Source organism: Lactobacillus juensis, assembly GCF_036246285.1.
Lineage (GTDB): Bacteria > Bacillota > Bacilli > Lactobacillales > Lactobacillaceae > Lactobacillus > Lactobacillus juensis.
The window spans coordinates 521,661-545,725 of the sequence record NZ_BTTS01000002.1; the positions used below are offsets into that span (position 1 = coordinate 521,661).

Here is a 24,065-nt window from a genome sequence, read left to right on the forward strand (position 1 = left end):
CTTTCCTAGCATATTTGTATGTCCTTTCTTATTTTAAATACTATACAACTATAAATTTACTTGACAATTTATCAAATGTCAATATTTGAATTTTATTTTGTATTATTTTATAAATAACACAATTTACAAAATAAACTATAAAAAATTAATAAAATATAGAATAAAACAAATTGAAGCAATAATGGCAAGAAAAAAATTAATATAACAAAGAGTACCTTAATATTAATATTTTTAGTAAAAATAACAAAAAACATTTTTCAAAAATGGGATAACTATTATAAAAGTATTTTAGTATAGTATTTATGAATATATAATAAGTAGTTGCGCTTAATGGCTTAAATTTATATTTAAATTAGGTAGTAAACAAAATCTGTGAGTTAATTAAAAATTGCAACTTGTAAAATAAGTGAAATGATTTTTGCAGTTATATTACATTTATGCAAGAGTATTAAGAAAAGGTAAGCAATGCTTTACTTTATTTGTATCAGGCATTTTTTAGTATACAATATTATGTATTGATAGATTTTTATAAATAACGAGGTAGAGAAGTAAAATGAAATTTAGTCATAAATTTATGATGATATCGGCTGCTGCGTTAATTGGTGTTAGCCCTGTAATAGGAGCAGGTCAATTTACTGTTGTTCAAGCTGCTGACAAGGTTGCTACGAAGAAAAACAACAATTCAAAGCAAAATACGATTAAGTTGAGTCATAATGCTTATGTTTATGACAAAAATGGCAAGAGATTGAAGACCTATATGGGTAGTGCTAAGAATACTAAAATTGGTAAAGGCATCACTTTAACGTATAATGGCAAAGTTACAATCAAAAATAAGGAATATTATAATTTGGGTGGCAATGCCTACGTTAAGGCAGCCAACGTTGGCTATGTTAATGGTAAGAAGGTTGTAAAACCTGCCGCTACAACGAAAGCTAATATAAAGCATAATGCCTACATTTATGATGCAAAAGGTAAAACCGAGAAAAAGAAGATAAAAAAGGGCCAAACAGTTACGGTTGACCAACTTATTTATATCGGTAAAAAGTTGTTTTACAGAATAGGCGGTCAAAGCAACCAGTTTATTAAGGCAGCTAACGTGGGAAAAACTACAGGCGCTAAGTTAAAACCAGTTAATAAAAAGCCAAATAAGGATGATAATTCACCAAGTGACAACCAGAATGATCCTACAGTAATCACATTAAGTCATAATGCCTATATCTATGATGGTAATGGTCACTCGACTAAAACTTTAATTAGAAAAGATAAAAAAATCACAGTTGATCAACTCAAGTATATTGGCAAAAAACTGTTTTATCGTATTAAAGACGATAACTTCCCTGGTGAAGATCAATGGGTTAAGAAAAATAACGTTGGTATAGTTTCTGGTAAACAATTGCAGCCGGCAAATTCTAAGCCAGAAGATGATACGGATATCACAACAATTACTTTAGCTCGTACTACTAATGTGTATAACGGCAAGGGTGTGGTACAACCAACCAAAACTTTTGCGAAAGGCCACAGAGCACGGGTTACCGAATTAAGATACATTTGGGTAAAGGATGATAATAAGGCCGAATTGTTCTACAAATTACAAAGTGACAAGAACGGTTATATTAAGCAAGACGATATTAGTAAAGTTAGTGGTGTTAAATTAAAGCCAGTCAATACACCGGATACAGCTAAAGGTGAGACTGTTACTGCTACTTCAACTGATAAAAAAGCTTTACAAGACTTGTTAACTCAAGACGCAGCAGTTAAAGCGAGTGATTCATATAAACTTTCTGCAAAAGCTCTGCGTAATGCCTATGATTCAGCCATTTCAAGCGGCAGTCAAGTTAATACAGCTATTGCAACAGTAGCCCAAGTTAGTGATATAGTAAACCAAATAAATAATGCGAAGGCTGCTCTAAATGGCAAAAAGGTAGTAGTTAATGATTTGAAAAATTTGACTATCAATGAATCTAATCAAATAGTTGATTTGGTTGCCATTGTCAACGGCGTTGATAAAAGTGCCGTTCAGTTTAGTAACAATAATACAGTATTGACTGTTACGAGTGCTAATGGTTTCCAGCAAACTCTAAATATTTCAGACTATGCTACAGTAAATAAGTAGTGCACTTACATATCAAAATAAGACGACATCTTTTGCAGATGTCGTTTTTTATATGGTTTTGGAGTGAATTAGTTAAGTACTTCACTTAATAAAACCATTTTATATATTGTTATTGAAACGTTTCATGAATGAGATTAGAAATGATAAAAAAGGTTTTCCAAAAAAACTTTCTGCGGATCAGCTCTACATCTAGTATGCAAATTGAAAGAGCTGTCAAAGAAGGAGGCAAGGGTAAGTCAGTTTATGATACTTATAGAGCAAAAGATGGCAGTTCAATTTGGGATATAGCAATCGATGAATATCACCGCTATCCTGAAGATCTGAATTTATATGCTGATTTAGGGATCAACTGCTATCGTTTTCAAATCTCTTGGAGTAGGGTTAATTCGCTAGGAGACGGTAATTTTATGCCATTTAGTTATTATCAAAGTTCAACAATGTAGTTTATATGTGCAAGCAGGTATGCTGTACCATGGTAATTATCAAAAGAGGATGATTAGGCCCTTAGACACAGTGCATTTTGCAACTGCCAAAAAGAATTAAGACACGATTATTAGGCATTAAACTATATGTTTAATCAGGTGAATTATGAAAATCAGTTACTTATTAAATAAATGTAGACTTAATTTATTAAAAATTAGGAGATAAATATTATGTTATCAAATTCCAGTCAAACTATAGAAAACAAACAAATTATCAGAGATTATTTTAACTCTTGGCTTAAAAAAGATTTTTCTAATCTTGATAGTTGGTTTAGCCAAGATGTCTATTACCGTGAATGTTATGGTGCTACTTATGAAGGATTAGATGAGTTAAAAGCCTATATTAATTCGAAGTCTAAGGAGCAGACAGTTTTAAAATGGGATATTTATAAAATTGATCAAACTGATACTGGTAAATTTGTGGTTACTTGGTATTTTGATGCTGCAGAAAAAGAAGAATATTGCTTCGATGGCGTTTCTTTAATAGAGTTCTCCGGCAATAAAATGAAAAAAGTGGTGGAATATTCAACTAAGCATGAAACCTTCCGTCCGTTTAAAGATAAAATATAAATCTAAGTCTTTATCATTGAGGATGGCAAACAATGAAGGTCTACTTTATTAAATAATACTTAAAAAAGTGTAGTTTATTAGTAAAAAAATATGGTATATACCATTTTGACTGTCTAATTAAAGTCAGTTAGAGAATATTGAACTATTTTGGTGTAGACCAAAGCCAACAAACATACAGCCACAACAATTTCCAACTGTAAAACGGTAAACGTTTCCATTTGCTATGGTATAATGCAAGTGTAGTGAAATATTAGTAGGAGGAATTATTATGAATGCTATAATTAACTGGCTAAACAAGCATCTCGTTCCTGTTGCGGCTAAGATCGGCTCTGTTCGCTGGCTTGTTGCACTGCGTGATGCCTTTATCTCTATTATGCCTATTATGCTGGCTGGTTCAGTAGCTAGTGTATTAAATGCTATTTTTAGGGATGTTCCCACTAACCTAGGATGGACAGGCGTTGTTAATTCAATGCAATGGCTTATCAATATCAATGCGTTGGTGTGGACAGGCTCAACTGCAATTTTAGGATTGCTGTTTGCCTTTACATTTGGCTATCACATGTGTGTCCAATATAAAGTTGAACCGATCGCAGGGGGCCTGCTGACATTAGGTACCTTTATTATGAGCTTGCCTCAAAGCTTTTCAGTTGATTTGAAAAATGCTCTTACTCTTACCAAGGGCGATCTAAAAACATTAACTGCTGCTAATGTAGCTGTTACTGGTAAAAATATCAGTTCTTGGGGCTGGTTTAACTTTAACAAGTACTTTGGAGCTTACGGCTTCTTTACCATAATGATTATGGGCGCTATTTCTGTAGCAGTTTATATTGCTTTAGTAAAGAAACATATTACTATTAAAATGCCTGACAGCGTTCCACCCGCAGTTTCCAATGCCTTTACAGGCATTATTCCCGCAACCGCTGGTTTGTTCGTTGTTGGTATTATTAACTATCTATTCAGTCTTAAAAACACGACAGTGATTGACTTAATTGCCAAGACAATTCAAGAGCCGTTAATGAAGATGGGTCAAGGTTATGGCTCATTGCTACTGATAGTATTTCTAGTTCAACTATTTTGGTTCTTTGGTATTCATGGCACCAATGTTTTGGCTCCGGTTACAGAAAGTATTTGGACTACAGCACTGATTGCCAATACAAATGCCCATAAGATGCAAAAGGCATTACCTTACATGTGGACTCGAAGTGACTTTGACCTTTATGTTTGGATCGGTGGTGCTGGTTCAACACTGTTACTTATCTTAGCCGTTCTTGCCTTTTCAAAGCGTGAAGATGAACGTGCCGTTGCTAAGATTTCACTTGTACCTGGGATCTTCAACATTAATGAACCTATGATGTTTGGTATGCCAATTGTTTTAAACCCAATTTATATTATTCCATTTGTTCTTGCTCCATTAGTTATGGTATCAATTGCCTATGGTGCTTTAAGTCTTGGCTTGGTTAATCGAGTTGCTGTACAGACAACCTGGGCAATGCCACCGTTTCTTAATGCTATCATTGCTACAATTGACTGGCGTTCAGTTATTTTACAAATTGTTAATATGGTCGTTGGTTTCTTGATTTATGTACCATTTGTAATTGCTTCTAATAACGTCGATCCTGAAAAAGTTAATAAAGTTTAAGGAGCAATAATTTTATGAAACAGTTGGGTATTTCACTTTATCCCGAGCAAAGTACATTTGAGCGCGATAAAGAATATATGTATTTAGCTCATAAATATGGCTACAGGAGAATTTTTACCTCACTTTTGCAGTTAAAAAGTGCAAGTGGTGAAGATATACTTGCCAAGTTAAAAAAAGATGTTGCTTATGCAAACAATTTGGGTTTTAAAACTGTAGTCGATATTAATCCCGTTTTGTTTAAAGAACTAAAAATTGATTATAATGATCTTGCTTTTTTCCATAACTTAGGCGTCTGGGGCTTGCGGTTAGATGAGGGCTTTAGCGGCATGGAAGAAGCTGCCATGACTCGTAATCAATATGGACTCAAGATTGAACTAAATATGAGTCGGGGTACAAATTATCTTGACAGTATTATGGCTTATGATCCGGAGAATGATAACCTAATTGGTTGTCATAACTTTTATCCACAAGAATATACGGGCTTAAGTGAAAGGATTTTTAATGAATATTCACAAAAGTATCGTGATTATGGATTGCATACTGCTGCGTTTATTTCATCTAAAAACGCTAAATTCGGTCCTTGGCCTGTTCATGAGGGTTTACCGACACTTGAAAGCGATCGTCACCGAAATATTTTTAGTCAGGTTACTCACTTACGCTTGAGCAAAATGATTGATGACATTATTATTGGCAATGCTTTTGCCAGTGAAAATGAGTTGGCTGCTGCAGCAAATGCTTTTAACAGTGCATATCCTACTTTGAAAATTGTGTTTGAAGATGATGTCTTACCAATTGAGCAAACGATTTGCTTAAAAGAGCCTCATTTGTACCGCGGTGATGCATCTGCATTTCTGTTACGCGACACCCAACCTCGTGTTGTTTATGCCAAAGAAAAAATTCCAGCTCATAATAATGACAAAGCCTCTTTTGCGAGAGGAGATATAGTTGTTGTTAATGATCAATATCCTCGGTATAAAGGAGAACTGCAAGTTGTTTTAACGCCGTTTGCTAATGATGGCAGACGTAATCTTGTAGGACACTTACATCCCGATGACTTAGACTTGTTAAAATCTATTGAACCTTGGAGTACGTTTATAATGAAGCAAAGCTAATTCATTTAGCTTAAATATTTAAGCCGTGAGCAAATTAACTCACGGCTTTTTGTTTGTGTACATGTTTTAACAAAATAAAATAGTATAATGGTCCATGTAAGTGATTTCACACTAAGGGAGAAATAGAATAAATGCTGGGTTTTTCGATTTATCTAAACCGTGATCTAACGGCTGATGATTATAATTATATACTTGCGATGCGCAATGCGGGATTAACAACTATTTTTACTTCATTACATATTCCTGAAGATGATCCCAAAGTAATATTAAACAGATTAGCAGAGCTGACTAAATGGTGTAAGAACTTAGAAACTTCTGTCATTGCTGACGTTTCTGAAAGTGGTATGGCAAGGCTAGGACTTGCACTTGAAAATGAAGAGCAGATTGCCAGCTTGGGCTTGACTGGCCTGAGAATAGACGATGGTGTTTCACCAGCTACTATAGCAAAGCTTTCACAGAAAATGCCAATTGCTCTGAACGCCAGTACTATCAATGAAGATGACGTCACAGCTTTACGAGAGCATGGTGCCAACTTCGAAAATTTGCAAGCTTGGCATAATTTTTATCCGCGACCAGAAACCGGTTTAGATTCAAATTGGTTAAAAGCGAAAAATGATTGGTTACATCACATGAATTTAGAAACAATGGCATTTGTGGCAGGTGATGCTGTTTTACGTGGTCCAATTCATGCAGGATTGCCAACTCTTGAAAAGCAAAGAGGAGAGAATCCTTTAGCTGCAATGTTGGAATTAAGACGCTTAGCCTGTGACCATGTTTTTATTGGGGATGCCTCTTTATCACCGCAAATGATTGATAGTTTTAAAAATTATATTAAACAGCAGATTATTACACTTCGCATTGATAAAAACTTGCCTGAATTATTTAATTCTGAATGGCATAATCGTCCAGATGTAGCGCGTGATGTAGTGAGGTTAACGGAGGGGCGTAGCCGTCAGCTTTTTGATGTTGCACCCCAGGGAAATCCTGAAGCTCGATCAAAAGGAACAATTACATGTGATAATAAATTATATTTGCGTTATCAAGGTGAATTACAAATAACTAAGCGTGATTTACCTGCTGATGAAAAAATTAATGTTTTAGGACACGTGGTAGCTGAAGATTTACCACTTTTGAACCAAATAGGTGCAGGGCAAAGCATCATTTTCATTGCTGCAGGTGAATAAAATTTACTTAGTGTTTGAAATAAGCTACTATCTTTATTGAATTGGTATAATCCATTAAAACATGATTTTTAATAATTAATTATCATAATTTGCAAATTGGTCTAATAAATAATATACTTATTTTGTCTTTAAAAAAGGAGGAAAAAATGAGTACAGATAAATATTCCAAAATAGGCCAAGAAATCTATGATCATATTGGTGGTATCGCAAACGTTAAATCTTTATACCATTGTATGACCAGAGTGAGAATTACGGTCAGGGATAAATCTAAAGTGGATTTAGCTGGTTTAAAACAAGTTAAAGACATTTTGGGAGTAGTTGATGGTGAAACGCTGGAAGTGGTTTTAGGTCCTGGTGTAAATGCCAAAGTTGCTCAAAGTATGGTTAATGCAGCTGGTGTAAATGAAAATGATCCTTTTCCAGATGTAACAGCTAAGGAAAGTTCTTATCAAAAAGACAAGAGCGAAGTTATGGAGAAAGCTGAAGAAGTCCACGCAGCCCATAAAGCCAGCTTAAAGCAAACTTGGTGGCGTATTGTCTTGCAACATATTTCGGCTATCTTTATACCTTTAATTCCAGCATTTGTTGGTGCCGGTTTAATTTCTGGTGTATCAGGTATTTTAAGAAATATGTTGACAGCCAAAATGCTGCCGGCAAGCTGGAACTTAGGCATCACCGTTTTAGGTGTCATTGCTAATGGGCTATTTGCCTACTTAAATATTTATGTTGGTATTAATGCTGCTAAAGAATTTAATGCCACACCTGGACTTGGTGGTATCATCGGCGGTGTGGTAATGCTGCCTGGTGTGGTAGCTCCTATGGTAATACCAAATATTTTTAATGGTCAGCCGTTAGCTGCCGGACAGGGTGGTATCATCGGAGTTTTGCTTGCAGTATGGCTATTGTCATATGTTGAAAAATTCTTCCACAAATACATGGCTGATTCAGTTGATATTATTTTCACACCATTTTTAACTTTATTAGTAATGGGCCTAATTACCATTTTTATCATTATGCCTTTTGCTGGTTGGGTTTCAAACTCACTCATTGGCGGAATTAACTGGGTCTTAAAGGTTGGTGGACCTATTGCCGGTTTTATTTTAGGTGCAGTGTTCCTACCAATGGTTATGTTTGGCCTGCATCAAATTTTAACGCCAATTCATTTGCAAATGATTCAAAAGATGGGTTATACGCCGTTATTGCCTATTTTAGCAATGGCTGGTGCTGGACAAGTAGGTACTGCAATTGCTTTATGGGTTAAATGTCGTAAGAACAAAGAATTAACTAAACTAATTAAGGGAGCTTTACCCGTCGGAATTTTAGGAGTAGGCGAGCCACTAATTTATGGTGTTTCTCTTCCTTTAGGCCGTCCCTTCATTACTGCATGTTTAGGTGGTGGTATTGGTGGTGCCGTTTTAGGAGCCTTCGGCAATGTCGGCTCAATTGCTATTGGTACATCTGGTATTGCCTTAATTCCGTTAATTGCCCACAATAAAGCATTAAATTATTGTATTGGTCTATTAGCAGCTTATATTGGCGGTTTTATTCTAACTTATTTCTTTGGTGTACCTAAAAGCGCTGTAGTTGCTAAAAATGAAGATGGCTCTTTCGTTAATCCCGAGGATAATAAAACAAGTCACGAAAGTGTGGCAGTTAATTTAGCCAGTCCTGTGAATGGTGAATTGGAAGAATTATCTGCTGTAAAAGATGATGTTTTTGCTCAAAAAATGCTGGGAGACGGCTTTGCTGTAATTCCTGATAATGATGGTAAAATTGTTGCTCCAGTTGATGGACGTATTTTAACAATTATGGATACGAAACACGCAGTTACAATGGAATCAGATCAAGGTCCATTGGAATTAGTCTTGCATTTTGGAATTGACACTGTGGAATTAAAGGGTGCTCCATTTGAAATAAAAGTAAAAAGTGGACAGTATGTTAAACGTGGTGACGTTATTGCTCAAATGGATGTTCCAGCTATTAAAGCTGCGGGCAAGCCAACAGACGTGATGGTAATGATTAACAATATGGAGGATGTAGCAAGTATTTCTCCTGTTGCTACAGGCAAGGTAACTGCAAATCAGATTGTTGCAACTGTAAAAACAAATTAATTTACGGATAAAATATGGAAATTAAAAACTTAGAAACCGAAGCACGAAATCCCGCAACAGCGCACATTGATACGATGTCTACATTGGAAATGGTCAAAACAATTAATGCTGAAGATCAAAAAGTAGCTCTTGCTGTAGCAGGAGAGAGCGATCAAATTGCTAAAGCAATTGATCAAGCTTCCACAAGATACTCTGCTGGAGGACGCTTAATCTATATTGGTGCTGGAACTAGTGGACGATTAGGCGTGCTTGATGCAGCTGAACTAGTTCCGACTTACGGTATTAAGCCGGAAAGAGCAATTGGCTTAATTGCAGGTGGCAAAAAAGCTATGTTTGCTGCTGTAGAGGGTGCAGAAGATTCAGCATCACTGGGAGAAGCCGACCTAAAAAATCTTAAATTAACGGCAAATGACATTGTTATTGGCTTAGCTGCCAGTGGCCGAACTCCTTATGTTATTGGCGGGTTAAAACATGCCGCTAAAGTCCAAGCTCTAACTATAGCTGTAGCTTGTGTGCCAAATTCAGTGATAGGTCAAATCGCCGAAATTGCGATTAATGCTGTGGTTGGTCCTGAAGTGATAACCGGCTCAACCCGTATGAAAGCCGGTACTGCTCAAAAAATGATTTTAAATATGATCTCAACTGGTGTAATGATCAGACAAGGCAAAGTTTATCAAAATGTGATGGTTGATGTGCAACCAACCAATGATAAGCTAGTTGATCGTGCTTGCCGTATTATTAGTGAAACGGCAGCAATTCCGACTGCTAAAGCTCTAAGCTTTTTAAAAAAAGCAGACAATGATGTTGCTCTTGCAATAGTGATGGCTAAAACGGGTAAAAGTAAGCACGAAGCTGCACAATTGTTAACTGAACATCATGGTATTGTAAGTGACGTTTTAAATAGTTTGAATTAAAAATTTCAGTTAAGTGTTCCTTAATAGCTAAAGCTATAATTATAAGGAACACTTTTTTTAATTCCAAATAATATATAAAAGAAAATTTCTAATGTTAACTATAAGGAGAGAAAGTTTTCAAATAAAAAGAACTAATTTCGCTTGCATATTGGAAATTAGTTCTCAATAGAATTTAATTTTTTTAATTGAATAAGAAATTTAATTAAAGCTCTGTTACTAACTGTTTTCTTCTTTTAATAAGCTTCTTTCGTAAATTTTCATAAATGGGTAATACATTAAGCCATCAATTACAATCAATAATATTACTAATATCGGAGCCCGCCAATCCATAGTTGATAAAAATGCTCCAATTGGCGCTGGCATTTGCCATGAAAATAGTGCAAATGTCTTTTTCACAAGTCCAAATGACATTGAAAGGTAACTTAAGATAGCGTTAACCGTGGAAGTAAAAATAAAGGGAATGAAAAAGATGGGGTTTAGCATTAACGGGGTACCAAATATCATAGGCTCAGAAATTCCAAATAGTGCTGGAATTAAACCTACTCTGCCCACTGTTTTTAGTTGCTTAGATTTCGAAAATGACATTATAATCGCTAAAGCTAAGACAGAACCGCAGCCACCGATAATAACAAAGTAAACCCAAAAAGGAGTAGTGAAAATTCTCGGTAGTGCTTTGCCTGCTAACTTAGCGCTAGCATTGATAGAGAGATTACCATCACGAATTGGTCCCAGAATACCAGCGAGTGCAGCATCGTGAATACCAAAAAACCAAAAGAGCTGTACTAAAATAGTTAAAAAGATTGTTGCTGGCAAGCTGTCTGCAACCTTAAAACTTGGTGATAAGAAGCTGTAAATGGCTTTAACTGCTGTAGTATGGTTTGCTTGACAAATTATAAAAATAATTGCATCTACTGCTAAAATAACTAGTGCTGGAACAAATGAAGCAAAACTTTCTGATAAAGCTGATGGCACTCCTTTAGGCATCTTAATACGACCAAAATCGTGTTTACGCATTGCGTGGTACGCTTCCGTTGTTAGAATAGCAATCAAAATGGCAATTATAATTCCACGGCCATCCCAATAACTAATGTCTGCAAAATTTCCAGTGAAGCCGAGTTTTTTAGGATCAAAAACTAACATAAAAAATCCTGCTAAAGAAAACATAATAGGCGATAGAGGATTTTCTTTGTAATGCTGGCATAAAAAGTAGGTAATACCAACGCAAATAAAAACAGACATTGCGCTCATCGAAACGGAACTTAGCCAAGAAAGTGTTAAAGCATTCTTTTGAGCAAAGTGAGCCCAAGCTATTAGTAAGCCATTACTATGTTTGGTAACAGGTGGCGCAGCACCGATTATGACAAAAATTGAACCAAACAATGTGATTGGCAGAAGTGTCATAAAAGTATCTCTAATTGCTGCAAGATGACGTTGATTGGCCATTTTATTAGCAAATGGTGTAATGTGTTTATCCATCCAAGAAGTAATTTTTGTAGTTTCCATGTTCAATCTCCTACTTTAGTATTCCCTACGTTCAATCAATTTACCATTTGAATTAATAATTTTTTTGTACCAAAAGTAGGAAGCTTTTGGCTTACGCTTTAATGTTGAAAAATCGACAGCCACTAAGCCATAACGTTTTTCGACCCCGTTCATCCATGAATACAGATCAAATGGGGACCAGGTAAAGTAACCTCTGACATCAGCTCCTTTGTCTTGTGCATTCATCAAAGCATTTATATGATCATTCATAAAAGAAATGCGGTAGTCATCCTTGACTTCACTTACATTAATATTTTCATGAAAACCAACACCATTTTCTGTAACAAAGATAGGCAAATGATATTTTTGGTATGCACGAATTAAGCCATCCTCTAACCCTTTCGGATATATTTCAGTGTCCCATTCAGTGTATTCACTATTTGGATCCATTACCTGTTCAAACCAGTTTTTGATTCTCATTTGAGTTGAACCTTTTTTACCGGAATTATTAAATACCATTTTCGTTTCGCCGGAGGTATATGGTTTCACTAACGTACGGGCGTAATAATTTAAGCCTAAAAAATCAACTGTATTTTCTGCTATTGTTTTTAGAAGGTCAGGCTTCATGAAAGAAATATCATTAGTCTCACTAAGTTTAGCTATCAAATCAATAGGGAAACTACCTAGTGCAGCGGTATCTAAAACCCAGTTGTTAGCATAATTATCAGCATTCCGCATAGCGATTTTGGTTTCAATCGTATCATCTATGCCATCAACTGGTGAATAACTATGAACAATACCTATTTGTCCCTGAAATTTTCCCTGACGAAATTTTTGAATAGCTAATGCACTGGCATACATCACGTTAAAACCGCAAGTGATCGTGTGTTGTAAATCATGTTCAGCCGGCGGATAGTTGCCAATCAAATAGCCATTGACAGTAAACCATTTGGGTTCGTTAAAAGTTGTCCAGAGTTTAACTTTATCGCCAAAAGCTTTAAAACAAACTTCAGCGTAGTGGGCAAAAGCACGGCTGGTGTCAAGATTGAGCCAGCCACCAACTTCTTGCCAGTACTGTGGCAGATCCCAGTGATAAAGTGTCACAAAAGGCGTTATGCCATTTTTAAGGCAACAATTAATTAGTTTATTGTAAAACTCAATTCCTTTCGGATTAATGTCACCGGCACGATTTTTGATAATGCGCGGCCAAGACAAAGAAAAACGGTATGCATTTTGACCACCATCTTTCATCATTTTGATATCCTCTTCAAAATGATGATAATGATCGCTAGCTACATCACCGTTTTCTAAATTATTTTCATGTAAATAATGGTCCCACATGGATTCAGCCTTATCATCAACATTCCAGGCACCCTCACACTGATAGGATGCTGTAGCGCCGCCCCAAAGGAAATTACTATTCATATTTGCCTCCCTTTCAAAAGTAAAATACAAAAAAATCTTTTTCTAGTGCATAGAAAAAGATCCCGAAGAACGTAAAAGCTCTCTTCATCTTTAATCTATAGTACGTAATTTACGGCTCACGTGTAGAAACTGCCGACCATATCTCGACATTATATAGATAGATATTTGTTTACATTTTGAATTTTAGCAAAGTAAAAATATTTCTTCAATGACTTTTTGATCAAGTAAAAGTATCCTAAAATGGCTAAATGGGCAATAAAACAATATTCATATAGCTAAAACGTCTGATGAAAATATTTTTTATTTGCAAGCACAAAAAGTGCTTAAAGGCTAAATTTGATGTGGATAATTTTTTCAGAATAGCAATTACCTTAATTTACTACATAAACTAAGATTCAGGGCTTGAATGTCGTTCGTTAAAGTTGAATAATAATATTAGAAGTAACTTTTTCAGACAACTTTTGGTAAAATAATAAGTTGTTAACAATTTTAATACGGAGGAAATTATGTCTTATAAAGACAATATGATGTTGTTTGCCCTCAATTCCAATGTTCCGCTGGCGGAAAAAATTGCACAGCGGGTGGGGGTACCCTTGAGTAAGTCCAGCGTGCAACGCTTTAGCGATGGTGAAATTCAAATTAACATTGATGAATCTGTTCGGGGTAAGGATGTATATTTGATTCAGTCAACCAGTGTACCGGTTAATGATAACCTAATGGAATTGTTGATCATGATTGATGCTGTGCGCCGCGCTAGTGCACAAACAATTAATATCGTGATTCCTTACTATGGTTATGCTCGACAAGACCGTAAGACTAGACCACGTGAACCAATTACTGCCAAGTTAGTAGCTGACATGTTGCAAGAAGCTGGAGCAACTAGAGTCTTGTCACTGGACTTGCATGCACCACAAATCCAAGGATTTTTTGACATTCCGGTCGATAACTTAATGGGTGCACCATTACTTGCTGATTACTTTTTGAGAAACAATTTGCAAGAAGATGCTGTTGTCGTTTCACCTGATCATGGTGGAGTAACCCGTGCTCGCAAACTGGCTGAGTTTTTGAAGACACCTATTGCGATTGTAGATAAGCGTCGTCCTCGCGCAAATGTTTCAGAAGTAATGAATATCATTGGTAACGTTAAAGGTAAGCGCGCTATTATTATTGATGACATGATTGATACAGCAGGAACAATAACCCTAGCTGCACAAGCGTTAATAGATGCTGGGGCTACTGAAGTTTATGCCAGTGCTACGCACGCAGTTTTGTCAGGTCCAGCTATTCAAAGATTGAATGATTCTCCGATTAAAAATTTGGTTCTAACTGATTCTATTAATCAGCCAGTAGAAAAGAAGTTGGAAAAAACTCTTCTAGTTTCAGTAGGTCCGCTTATTGGGGATGCAATCAAATGCATTCAAAAACATGAACCACTCAGTCCTTTATTTAACACTAGATACGAAAAAGATAAACATTAATAAATTATAAAATTTACCAAGATCTGCTTAACTTAAGCAGATCTTTTAGTTTGACAAAATTACCACTTAGTCTGCTTTATTGACCCCTTAGTGAAATCCTATTGCATTTAAAATAAAATTAAAGTTTAATAAAAACATACCAAAGATGAAAGGATAAAAGAGCAATGTCACTTAAAGATCTTTTTAAAACCAATATTTTTCGAGGAATTTTCATTCTAATTATTTTCTTATGTTATGCCATTTGTGGAACATTGGCAACATACCTTTTTAAATATGCAATCAATGATTTAACAAGAGGCAACTGGGACAGATTTGTATTTTGGTTAGTCATTGATTTTATTGTCTCAATCTTTACTGTTTTGTCCTTACCATTGGGAACATTTTTGTTTAACAAGCAAGTTCAAGAATGCTTACATAATATTCGTTCCCAAATAATGCGGCGGTATTACAATTCTGGCGGTTATAAGGTATCAGAAATACAAAATGAGTTAGGCAATAATCTCAAGATTTTAACAGACGATTATGCTACGCCTTGGATTCAAATTTGGACCAACTTGTTAAGTCTTATCTTCGCAATTGGTACATTAATAACTCTTCACTGGTCATTAATTTTATTTGTTGCTGTAGCGGCAATTATTGTGTTGACTCTACCTAAAATTATGACAAAAAAGTTATCTAATTCCACAGCCGCAGCAGCCAAGAAAAACGCGCAGCTTTTAAATACAATTGAAAATTGGTTTTCTGGTTTAAGTGAATTGCGCAGATACAGTGCAAGTGGCCGACTAGATAGAGCACTTGGTCAAGATAGTCGGAAACTGGCAGAAGCCAATGTTTATAGAAAAAAAGTACAAGGGATCTCGATTAGTATTAACGGCTTAGGTAATGCTATTGGTCAAATTGGGTCAAGTTTATTCAGTGGACTACTATTTTTTAAGCATATAATCACTTTGGGTGATTGGTTTATAACAGGTAGCTTTGCTTCGACCATTTTTAATGGTCTCTGGGAAGTTATCAACGCAATGACGCAAATGAGATCAACCAAAAAGTTACGTCAGGAAATTGCTGATTTAACAAAACCAATACCTGAAAAGAAGCCTGGAACGGTTGTTTATGGTGTTGAATGTCACAATTTGAAAGTGCAATATCAAAATGGAGAAAGTATATCTTATCCTGATTTTACTATTAATAAAGGCGATAAGGTCTTACTTTCAGGAGATTCAGGCACAGGTAAGTCAACTCTATTCAAAGTCCTTCTGGGACAACTTAAGCCCAAAACTGGTGAGGTCTTCTTTACTGCTCAAGACGGGACTAAAATATCGCCTCAAAAAGCTCGACTATGTTACATAGCACAAGATGCAACGCTCTTTCCTGATACTATTGCAAATAATATTACGATGTTTAACAGCAAACTGGTTAGCAAACTAAAAGAAGCTGTTAGAAAAGTTCAATTGGTGCCAGATTTAGCCAAGTTTCCAAATCAAATTAATACAACGGTCGATTTAGATCAAGGCAATTTATCAGGTGGACAAAGACAAAAAGTAGTTTTGGCCAGGGCCGAAATTCATGATGAACCATTTTTGTTACTTGATGAAGCAACTAGTGCAGTTGATAGTAAATCTACCAGTGAAATTATTGGCAATTTGCTCGATACCGATAAAACACTTTTAATGATTGCACATAACTTCAGTCCGGAACTAAAAGACAAGTTTGATTATCAAATCAATTTAAAATCAAATAAAAAATCAGGTAATCAAAATGACAATTAAAGAATTTTATAGGATAAATCCTTTACGCTTTATTGTTTTACTTTTAATCAATATTTGTTTATATGCACTATTAATTATCGGTACTGTATTCAGTATTATAGAAACTACGGCAATTCAACAAGGCAATTTTAAAATATTTTTAATTGTTAATGTATGTGCTTTTGTATGTGTAATGGGAGATTATCTACTGCAAGGGCTGTTACAATACATTTTATCTCAGCAGGAAGAGCAATATAATGTTGCAATCAGAGATAAAACCACTAAACATTTTTATGCAGATCAAAAAGACCATGCAGTAGCACAAGTTCAAAACCGGTTAACGAATGATATAGTTCAAAGTCAGCAAAATTATATTACTCCTTTTTTTAGCTTAATTGGAGGAGTAGTCATTATAATTTCTACCATTATATTATTGGTTTCATTACATTGGAGTTTGCTTGTTACCATATCAATAATGGTACTAATCTCCTTATTTTTGCCAAAGCTGTTGGAGAAGCCCTTACAAAATTCAATGATTCAAGTTTCTAAGACCAACCAAAAATATCTAGATTGCTTGGAGAAATGGCTTAATGGACTTGCAGAAATACAACGCTATTTTAGTGGTGCAAAATTATTTAAGGTAACGAGTAAAGCTGCTAAAAATTTAGAAGATGCTAATGTTAAACAGAATGGTGTTATGCAACTACTAACCGTAATAAATGGTCTAGTATCGGCTATTTTCTCTTTGATTTTATTTTTATTAGTTGGTTATTTGTTTCAACAAAAACTAGTTGTGTTTGGTGCCATTACCGGAGTGGGCAACTGCCAATCGTATTTGAGACAGGGAATTCAGTATATAGTAACCTCTTATGGGAAAATGAAGGGGTCCGAAACTCTAAATAAAGAAATTGCTAAAACCGGGACACCAGTAGAAAAGGTGCAAACTACAAAAAAGGTAAGACCAGTCGCGATTAGCACTCAAAATCTGAATTTACAATTTCCCAATGGTGAAAGGTTGCAGTTTCCTGATATTAATATTGAACAAGGTGAAAAAATACTGTTGACTGGAGATTCAGGAGCTGGCAAGTCAACGTTGTTTAAACTCATCTTGGGAGAAATCAAACCAAGTTCTGGACAAATCATATTTAAAGATAAAGAGGGTGCAAGGATTAATCCAGATATGAGTAAAATTGGTTATATTCCGCAAGACCCTGTGCTTTTTCCGGTAACTATTGCTGATAACATGACTATGTTTTCCGATAAATTAAAACAGGCACTGCCACAATTAGTTAAAAAAGTTCAGCTTGCTGGCGATATTGCCAAATTTGATGATGGCTTAGAACAAAAAATCGATTTAAACAAATTGAATATTTCTGGTGGTCAAAGACAAAAGATTGTTTTAGTACGAGCTTTAGTCCATCAAAGTGAAATTTTTTTGATTGATGAAGGCACCAGTGCTATTGACCAGCAAGCGACAATGCAAATTTTGCGGGAAATCACATCGAGTTCTGCTACAGTAATTTTTATTGCACACAGCTTTAATGATCAGATGAAAGAAATGTTTGACAGAGAAATTCACTTAACGAAAACATAAGGCAATAAAAAGGAGGTAAGATATTATGACAATTAAGGACTTTTATAAGCAAAACCCTTTACGCTTCATGATACTAATTTTGATTACCGTTTTAGAGTGGACTTTACCAATTGTAACTACACAAATACTTATGCTTTTAACCACAGCAATTCAGCAACAGAAATTCCAACAGTTTTTAATTATAAATGTCATTTCATTTATGCCTTTCTTATTTCAATATTTAATACAAGGACTGCATGCGTTCTTTCTATCAAAACAACAAGAGGAATTTAATTTTCATATCAGAAAAAGATCTGTATCTCACTTTTACGCGGATCAAAAAGAGCATTCTGTTGCCCAGATTCAAAATCGATTAACAAATGACCTGAATCAGAGCCAAGAAAATTATTTTGCACCATTTTTTGGTCTAATTGGTGGTGTTATTAATTTAGTATCTGTAATTGTTCTGCTTATTTCATTACACTGGAGTTTACTTCTCACAATTATTTTGATGGTGGCTATTTCATTATTGTTACCAAAATTATTAGAAAAGCCACTACAAAATTCAATGACCAAGATTTCAAAGAGTAATAATCAATATCTCGATTGCTTAGAAAAGTGGCTTAATGGCCTTGAAGAACTACAACGTTATTTTGCCGGAGGAAAACTATTTAAAGTAACTAATGATGCAGCTAAAGAGCTAGAAGATGCTTATGTCAAGCAAAATGGGATTACGCAATTACTAAGTATAATTAATGGATTGGTATCAGTTTCTTTTTCATTAATTTTATTCTTACTAACGGGTTATTTGTTCCAAGCTAAAATAGTAGCATTTGGTGCAATCACTGGAGTAGGCAATTGTAATCTCTACTTAAGGCAAAGTATTCAAATCATAGTTAGTCGATATGGGCAAATAAAGGGCTCCAAAACTTTAAATCAGGAGATTGCCCAAACGGCTGCGCCAGTTAAAAAAGAGCAAGCTGAAGAAGTAGCAACTCCAGCATCACTTAGTACCCATGATCTTAGTTTGCAATTTCCTAATGGTGAAAGCCTAATTTTTCCAGACATTAATATTAAGTCAGGTGAAAAGGTGCTTCTGACTGGTGATTCTGGAGCTGGAAAATCAACTTTGTTTAAACTCATTCTCGGACAAATCAAACCAACTTCAGGGCAGATTGTTTTTAAAGACAAGTATGGTGCTGTGGTTAACCCAGATATGAGTAAAATTGGCTATATTCCCCAAGATCCTGTGCTTTTTCCGGTGAGCATTGCTGACAACATGACGATGTTTGTAGACAAATTAAAGAGCGCTTTACCGTCATTGGTTGAAAAAGTACAATTAGCAAGTGATATTGCCAAATTTGATGAAGGATTAAATCAAAAAATCGATTTGAACAAGTTAAATATCTCAGGAGGGCAAAGACAAAAAATTGTTCTGGTGCGGGCTTTAGTTCATCAAAGTGAAATAATTTTGATTGATGAAGGAACTAGTGCAATCGATCAGCAAGCTACTATGCAAATCTTGCATGAAGTGACGTCTACTCCTGCTACCGTTATTTTTATCGCTCACAGCTTTAATGAACAAATGAAACAGCTATTCGACAGAGAAATTCATTTAGTAAAAAATGTTAAAGATTGAAAAGAATTATACTTTTAACTTAAATCATAACAAAAGTAGTAAAAGCAGCTGAATCAGCGATTCAGCTGTTTATTTATTTTTTGGCTTTCTCAAGTATCGCAAAGTACCATTTTTAACATAACGCTGAAATTTTTGGTATAAAGGGTCAAAAATTTGGGGTTCATCGCTATTTGACATCATGATTTTAGGAAAGAAGAAACGTTCGTCACCCTGCAATGTGCCATTCAATGAACGTACGAGAGGACTCAAATGTGATAATTCGATTAATTGCCCATCGTCTTGCATGATTTCAATTTGACTGTTAGCATTTTTACCAGTTGGTTTATAAGCATCATAAGGTTCATCAAAAGCTGAATTGGTATCGGTGTAATAATTTGGATCAAAACCAGCCTGTTTGATTAAATCTTTTAATTTTGGCAACAGATTTTTGGTTTCTTGGTTGATACATACGCTGGCTAAGGGCTTTCTGAAGAGATAACGCATAGCTAAATCGGAGAGAATTGGGTCATTAGCTTTCGTCCACATTGAAAAATTGGTTTCCATTACGCCATCATCTAGCTTCAAGTAATCATCAAGTGTCCAGTCATTTGCTAGAAATTTTGCTAAACTAGGAGTTACCGGCAAATTACCTTGCTTGTAAATTATTTTTGCTCTTTCAAGCAAATGCTGTAAAATAACTTCCATTGACCGCCCGACTCTGTGGAAATAAACCTGTTGATACATTTGATAACGAGAAACAATATAATCTTCAACAGCATGCATTCCCGCCATGGTAAAGCAAATTCCTTCGCTGTATGGACGGATTTCTTGCAAAATTCTGGATAAATCAAATTTTCCGTAAGTAACCCCAGTGAAATAGGCATCGCGTTGCAAGTAGTCCATTCTGTCAGCGTCTGCTTGACTAGAAATCATTTTAACTACTTGGGGATTAGGATAAGTTTTAGCTATCACACTTGCTACAAGAGCAGGAAAATTCGGTGAAACTGTTTGCAAGACTTGGTTAACTTCTGTACTGGGGTCAGTGATAATCTTTTGCCCAATTTTTTCATGATTAGTGCCAAAAAGGTGTTCAAAGGTATGTGAATACGGGCCATGTCCAATATCATGCAAGAGACCAGCACATTCGACTAATAATCTGTTACTATCATCCCAAAGTCCATCGCCTGAACGTTGCGATGGGTATTTTTTTGCAAAAATATTACAAATTCTGCGAGTTAACTCATAAACTCCTAGATTATGCTCGAATCGAGTATGCGTTGCACCAGGAAAAACATAGGCAATAGGACCAAGTTGCTTAATTCTGCGCATTCTTTGAAATTCCTGAGTTTTCAGAATATCAAGTATAACTTCGTCTTCAATGTGGATGTATTCGTGAACTGGATCTCTTAAAACTACTTCTTTTTTAAGTTTACTGTTATGAAAATTTGGCATGTCAAATCTCCTAAAGCTGTTATATTAAAATGTTGTTAATACCTTAAATTATAACAAACTTAGACTCATTAGTTTAACATCATTGTTCTTTTAGCTTATTTTATTAAAATTAAATAATAAGTTTTGCCAGCTTTCTCAAATGTGCTCATAATTATGAAGTCATATATAGCATAAAAAGATAGGAGATTAAATGAACTATATAGGTAAAAAATTAAAAAGTTTACGTCAAGAATTAGGATTGACTCAAACAGAAATGGCAGCTGGTGTTATTTCTGTTTCATTTTATTCAAAGGTAGAAAGAGGACTAAATGATATTGGAGTAAATGACTTTTTAGATATTTTGCAAAAGCATAATGTGAGTCCACAAAGTTTTTTAGGGGATTATAAGCTTGAAAAAGATAATAAAAGGAAAGTAATTTCACTAATGAATAGTTTTTTGAAAGCTGCTTATGCCAACGATGATTATGAAATTAATTCAATAATTAAATTATTTGAAAAAATTCAGCCACAAACTCCTTTCATAAAATATACTGTATTAGCTACTAAATTGATAGCGAATACTCATGATGATAAGGCTTTAAAAAGATTGAGTAATGCTGAGAAAAGCAAGATTAAAAAATTGATTTTCCGAAAGGACACGGATGAAAATGAATATTATAGAATAATATTAATGGCAAATTTAATACAAATTTATAACGTAGATGATGCATCATTTTTGGTAAGGAATATGATTAGAAAATATCAGAATTTTAATAAAATGGACAGAAAAATGCTATCAGCAATAAGTGCCCTAATGATTAATTATATTGACTGGTGCATGAAAAAAGGTAGAAAAGAACTTTGTCATGATGCTTTATTATATATTGAACAGCTACCAAGCAATATGGAATTAGCTTTTATAAAAATATTAGGTAAATTTTATGAAGATTTAATTGCAGGAAAAAGAAAAGAAGCTAAACAAATTTTGAATATATTGAAAGAATCTGGTTATGAGGTAAATGTAAAAAGAATAGTTAAAATAAATTTTCAAATATGAAAATATAGATACTTTTTTTAATTTGAGAGCTATCATTTAATAAAGAAATTTACTAGAAAGGGAGTGTAAATATGGACTTGTTGAGAAATGTAATTATTATTTTACCTGAACCATAGATTTAATTCAAAATAAAAAATTAACGAAATAGGTAAATGCTCATATTTACCTATTTTTCTATGTAAAAAAGTATTAGTTACCTTATTCACAATATCTGAATTTAGAATTATAATTAAGTTGTCTATATCAGAGGTTTTTATATGGAGGCTTAATAATGGATAATGAACACGGTTTTAAATGGGATGCTGTTTATGATGTAATAGTTTTAGGATTTGGTGGTGCTGGTGCTACAGCTGCCAGGTTTGCGGCAGACAGTGGTGCTAAAGTTTTATTGGTAGATAGTGCGCCAGAAGGTCATGAGGGTGGTAATACACGCTACGCTGGTCAAATGGTAGGAGCTGGTACGGATTATGAGGCTTTAAAAAAGTACCATGAAAACTTGGCGGCACCTTTGAAGCCAGACAAAGAACCCTTCAACAATTTAATTGAAGGGATGGCAAATATGAGTGAATATTTTGAAAAATATTTGGGTGTTAAACCAGTAAGTATGAAAAAATTGTTGGCTGGTACTCCTTCAACCAAATATGTGACTGAATATCCTGAACTGCCTTGTGCTGATTCTTATGATGATTACTTAGTTCATAATGGCACAAGCGATGCCGCCTTGTGGAAACTTTTACGCCAAAAAGTATTAGATCGTTCAGAAAAAATTACTGTTTGGTACAGCAGTCCAGCTAAACATTTAGTTCAAGATGGAGCTTCAAAAATTGTTTTAGGTGCTCAAATTGAACGAGATCATGTCTTACGCAACATTAAAGCAAATAACGGTGTAGTTTTAGCGGTCGGTGGTTTTGAAAATAATAAGGAAATGATCCAGACATTTTTGCAGTCTTCTTATTTGTCACCAATTGGTTCTCTGTACAATAAGGGTGATGGCATTAAAATGCTGGAAGAAGTAAATGCTCAATTGTGGAATATGCGGTCTTTTGAATCACTTGGTCAATTTCATGGCCTTTCACCAAGGCAAAAAGAAGGCATTCGTTCGACATATGCTTTAAATGTCTTTTGGTCAGAAATAGCAAAAGGTAGTGCAATCGTTGTTGGTGAAGATGGTAGTCGTTACTTCAATGAAGCAGAACTAAATCGACATGGTCATATTTATAATCATGGTGATTGGGTAGTACCGTTGAATCAAAACCATCCTTATATGATTTTTGATCAGAAAAAATACGAAGAACTTCAAAATGAACCAAATGATGGTCTTAAAGTGCCTCATTTCTTGGATAATATTATTAAGGCTGATACAATTGCTGATTTAGCTTCTGCAATTGGTAAAGATCCCGAAATTTTGTCTCAAACAATTTCAGAGTTCAATTTTATGGCGCAACAAGGAAAAGACTATGCTTATCACCGCGACCCTGCAACTTTGCGTGCATTTAGTCAAAATGGGCCATTTTATGCAATTGCTCTGAGACAAAATATGCTTAATACTCAGGGTGGCGGCCGGCGTGACGGTCATGCTCAAGTACTAAATCCTAATGGGACTCCAATTCCGCATTTGTTTGAAGCAGGAGAATTAGGTTCACCATTTGTTAATAAATATACTACCGGTGGTAATATTGCCGATTGCTTAATTTCTGGTAAAATTGCTGGAGAAAATGCTGCTGCTACTAAACAGGATTTATCTAGAATCGGTACAACGGATTTAACTAGTGCGCCAATTAATGATAATTTTGTTGCCTCAAGTGATGAAGGCGCTCAAAAATTTAAAGTCGGTCCTAATCAATATTTAGGATACAGTAATCAAGGTATGGGAGATGGCGTGGTTGTCAGAACTACCTTGGATGAAGCAGGCAAGATTGTGGATGTCGAAATTTTAAAGCAAACTGAAAGTGATGACTACGGCTCAAAAGCGGTTAAAGAGTTACCTCAAAAAATGGTTGAGCAAAACACCTACGATGTCGATGCTGTTTCTGGAGCATCAGAAACCAGCAGAGCAATAAAAGAAGCTGTCAAAGACTCCTTGAGTAAAGCAAAGAAGAAGTAAAAGATCTTTTTACTATTCTAAAAGCTA

17 protein-coding genes and 1 riboswitch are annotated in these 24,065 nt (G+C 35.0%); of the genes, 14 read left to right on the plus strand and 3 right to left on the minus strand.

What is annotated here, in order from left to right:
* The first annotated feature begins 553 nt into the window (after window positions 1-553).
* The 8 genes from AAA926_RS06545 (at window position 554) to murQ (ending at window position 10,125) form a co-directional block, all read left to right on the plus strand.
* The gene (locus AAA926_RS06545; RefSeq protein WP_338212168.1) at window positions 554-2,113 is read left to right on the plus strand and encodes an SLAP domain-containing protein; all 1,560 of its coding nucleotides are present in this window, start codon (window positions 554-556) and stop codon (window positions 2,111-2,113) included.
* A gap of 140 nt (window positions 2,114-2,253) precedes the next feature.
* Window positions 2,254-2,556: a family 1 glycosylhydrolase gene (locus AAA926_RS06550; protein ID WP_370466802.1), complete on the plus strand. Its 303-nt coding sequence runs from the start codon at window positions 2,254-2,256 to the stop codon at window positions 2,554-2,556.
* Between the two features lie 210 nt (window positions 2,557-2,766).
* Window positions 2,767-3,165 carry a nuclear transport factor 2 family protein gene (locus tag AAA926_RS06555; protein WP_198179944.1) on the plus strand — a complete coding sequence of 133 codons (399 nt, stop codon included), beginning with the start codon at window positions 2,767-2,769 and terminating at the stop codon, window positions 3,163-3,165.
* A 268-nt stretch (window positions 3,166-3,433) separates the two neighbouring features.
* A complete protein-coding gene (locus tag AAA926_RS06560; RefSeq protein WP_198179946.1) occupies window positions 3,434-4,804 on the plus strand; it encodes a PTS sugar transporter subunit IIC in 1,371 nt (456 codons plus the stop codon).
* A gap of 14 nt (window positions 4,805-4,818) precedes the next feature.
* The gene (locus AAA926_RS06565) at window positions 4,819-5,916 is read left to right on the plus strand and encodes a DUF871 domain-containing protein (protein ID WP_198179948.1); all 1,098 of its coding nucleotides are present in this window, start codon (window positions 4,819-4,821) and stop codon (window positions 5,914-5,916) included.
* A 131-nt stretch (window positions 5,917-6,047) separates the two neighbouring features.
* Window positions 6,048-7,100, plus strand: a complete 1,053-nt coding sequence (locus AAA926_RS06570) for a DUF871 domain-containing protein (RefSeq protein ID WP_198179950.1) — start codon at window positions 6,048-6,050, stop codon at window positions 7,098-7,100.
* 146 nt (window positions 7,101-7,246) lie between these two features.
* On the plus strand, window positions 7,247-9,211 hold the full coding sequence (locus AAA926_RS06575) for a glucose PTS transporter subunit IIA (protein ID WP_198179951.1): 1,965 nt from the start codon (window positions 7,247-7,249) through the stop codon (window positions 9,209-9,211).
* Window positions 9,212-9,225: 14 nt separating this feature from the next.
* Window positions 9,226-10,125: an N-acetylmuramic acid 6-phosphate etherase gene (gene murQ, locus AAA926_RS06580; protein WP_198179952.1), complete on the plus strand. Its 900-nt coding sequence runs from the start codon at window positions 9,226-9,228 to the stop codon at window positions 10,123-10,125.
* Between the two features lie 216 nt (window positions 10,126-10,341).
* Here murQ and AAA926_RS06585 read toward each other — a convergent pair whose 3' ends face one another.
* Together AAA926_RS06585 and AAA926_RS06590 are read right to left on the minus strand one after the other, a co-directional pair.
* Window positions 10,342-11,628 (minus strand): PTS sugar transporter subunit IIC, encoded by a 1,287-nt coding sequence (locus AAA926_RS06585; RefSeq protein WP_034977971.1) that lies wholly within the window; start codon window positions 11,626-11,628, stop codon window positions 10,342-10,344.
* Between the two features lie 15 nt (window positions 11,629-11,643).
* Window positions 11,644-13,032 carry a glycoside hydrolase family 1 protein gene (locus tag AAA926_RS06590; RefSeq protein WP_338212169.1) on the minus strand — a complete coding sequence of 463 codons (1,389 nt, stop codon included), beginning with the start codon at window positions 13,030-13,032 and terminating at the stop codon, window positions 11,644-11,646.
* Window positions 13,033-13,110: 78 nt separating this feature from the next.
* Window positions 13,111-13,209, minus strand: a riboswitch (purine riboswitch).
* Window positions 13,210-13,538: 329 nt separating this feature from the next.
* On the opposite strand from AAA926_RS06590, the gene AAA926_RS06595 reads away from it, so the two are divergent.
* The 4 genes from AAA926_RS06595 (at window position 13,539) to AAA926_RS06610 (ending at window position 19,467) form a co-directional block, all read left to right on the plus strand.
* Window positions 13,539-14,510 carry a ribose-phosphate diphosphokinase gene (locus AAA926_RS06595; protein WP_198179953.1) on the plus strand — a complete coding sequence of 324 codons (972 nt, stop codon included), beginning with the start codon at window positions 13,539-13,541 and terminating at the stop codon, window positions 14,508-14,510.
* A 164-nt stretch (window positions 14,511-14,674) separates the two neighbouring features.
* Complete coding sequence (locus tag AAA926_RS06600; RefSeq protein ID WP_198179954.1) at window positions 14,675-16,276, plus strand: ATP-binding cassette domain-containing protein; 1,602 nt, start codon at window positions 14,675-14,677, stop codon at window positions 16,274-16,276.
* The gene (locus tag AAA926_RS06605; RefSeq protein ID WP_198179955.1) at window positions 16,266-17,849 is read left to right on the plus strand and encodes an ATP-binding cassette domain-containing protein; all 1,584 of its coding nucleotides are present in this window, start codon (window positions 16,266-16,268) and stop codon (window positions 17,847-17,849) included. The genes AAA926_RS06600 and AAA926_RS06605 overlap by 11 nt, the downstream gene beginning before the upstream one ends.
* A 25-nt stretch (window positions 17,850-17,874) precedes the next feature.
* On the plus strand, window positions 17,875-19,467 hold the full coding sequence (locus AAA926_RS06610; protein ID WP_198179956.1) for an ATP-binding cassette domain-containing protein: 1,593 nt from the start codon (window positions 17,875-17,877) through the stop codon (window positions 19,465-19,467).
* Between the two features lie 69 nt (window positions 19,468-19,536).
* On the opposite strand, the gene AAA926_RS06615 is transcribed toward AAA926_RS06610, so the two are convergent.
* Window positions 19,537-20,898, minus strand: a complete 1,362-nt coding sequence (locus AAA926_RS06615) for an HD domain-containing protein (RefSeq protein WP_198179958.1) — start codon at window positions 20,896-20,898, stop codon at window positions 19,537-19,539.
* 190 nt (window positions 20,899-21,088) lie between these two features.
* Here AAA926_RS06615 and AAA926_RS06620 point away from each other — a divergent pair, with 190 nt between their 5' ends.
* Window positions 21,089-21,934 (plus strand): helix-turn-helix domain-containing protein, encoded by an 846-nt coding sequence (locus AAA926_RS06620; protein ID WP_198179959.1) that lies wholly within the window; start codon window positions 21,089-21,091, stop codon window positions 21,932-21,934.
* 271 nt (window positions 21,935-22,205) lie between these two features.
* Window positions 22,206-24,038 carry an FAD-binding protein gene (locus tag AAA926_RS06625; RefSeq protein WP_198179961.1) on the plus strand — a complete coding sequence of 611 codons (1,833 nt, stop codon included), beginning with the start codon at window positions 22,206-22,208 and terminating at the stop codon, window positions 24,036-24,038.
* Window positions 24,039-24,065: the final 27 nt, after the last annotated feature.

What these genes read in the sequence shown, in the direction of transcription:
- AAA926_RS06610 (WP_198179956.1), top strand. Translation starts at nt 17,875, where the DNA reads ATGACAATTAAGGACTTTTATAAGCAAAACCCTTTACGCTTCATGATA.
- AAA926_RS06570 (WP_198179950.1), top strand. Translation starts at nt 6,048, where the DNA reads ATGCTGGGTTTTTCGATTTATCTAAACCGTGATCTAACGGCTGATGAT.
- AAA926_RS06600 (WP_198179954.1), top strand. Translation starts at nt 14,675, where the DNA reads ATGTCACTTAAAGATCTTTTTAAAACCAATATTTTTCGAGGAATTTTC.
- AAA926_RS06565 (WP_198179948.1), top strand. Translation starts at nt 4,819, where the DNA reads ATGAAACAGTTGGGTATTTCACTTTATCCCGAGCAAAGTACATTTGAG.
- AAA926_RS06605 (WP_198179955.1), top strand. Translation starts at nt 16,266, where the DNA reads ATGACAATTAAAGAATTTTATAGGATAAATCCTTTACGCTTTATTGTT.
- murQ (WP_198179952.1), top strand. Translation starts at nt 9,226, where the DNA reads ATGGAAATTAAAAACTTAGAAACCGAAGCACGAAATCCCGCAACAGCG.
- AAA926_RS06585 (WP_034977971.1), bottom strand. Translation starts at nt 11,628, where the DNA reads ATGGAAACTACAAAAATTACTTCTTGGATGGATAAACACATTACACCA.
- AAA926_RS06625 (WP_198179961.1), top strand. Translation starts at nt 22,206, where the DNA reads ATGGATAATGAACACGGTTTTAAATGGGATGCTGTTTATGATGTAATA.
- AAA926_RS06595 (WP_198179953.1), top strand. Translation starts at nt 13,539, where the DNA reads ATGTCTTATAAAGACAATATGATGTTGTTTGCCCTCAATTCCAATGTT.
- AAA926_RS06560 (WP_198179946.1), top strand. Translation starts at nt 3,434, where the DNA reads ATGAATGCTATAATTAACTGGCTAAACAAGCATCTCGTTCCTGTTGCG.
- AAA926_RS06620 (WP_198179959.1), top strand. Translation starts at nt 21,089, where the DNA reads ATGAACTATATAGGTAAAAAATTAAAAAGTTTACGTCAAGAATTAGGA.
- AAA926_RS06615 (WP_198179958.1), bottom strand. Translation starts at nt 20,898, where the DNA reads ATGCCAAATTTTCATAACAGTAAACTTAAAAAAGAAGTAGTTTTAAGA.
- AAA926_RS06545 (WP_338212168.1), top strand. Translation starts at nt 554, where the DNA reads ATGAAATTTAGTCATAAATTTATGATGATATCGGCTGCTGCGTTAATT.
- AAA926_RS06575 (WP_198179951.1), top strand. Translation starts at nt 7,247, where the DNA reads ATGAGTACAGATAAATATTCCAAAATAGGCCAAGAAATCTATGATCAT.
- AAA926_RS06550 (WP_370466802.1), top strand. Translation starts at nt 2,254, where the DNA reads ATGATAAAAAAGGTTTTCCAAAAAAACTTTCTGCGGATCAGCTCTACA.
- AAA926_RS06555 (WP_198179944.1), top strand. Translation starts at nt 2,767, where the DNA reads ATGTTATCAAATTCCAGTCAAACTATAGAAAACAAACAAATTATCAGA.
- AAA926_RS06590 (WP_338212169.1), bottom strand. Translation starts at nt 13,032, where the DNA reads ATGAATAGTAATTTCCTTTGGGGCGGCGCTACAGCATCCTATCAGTGT.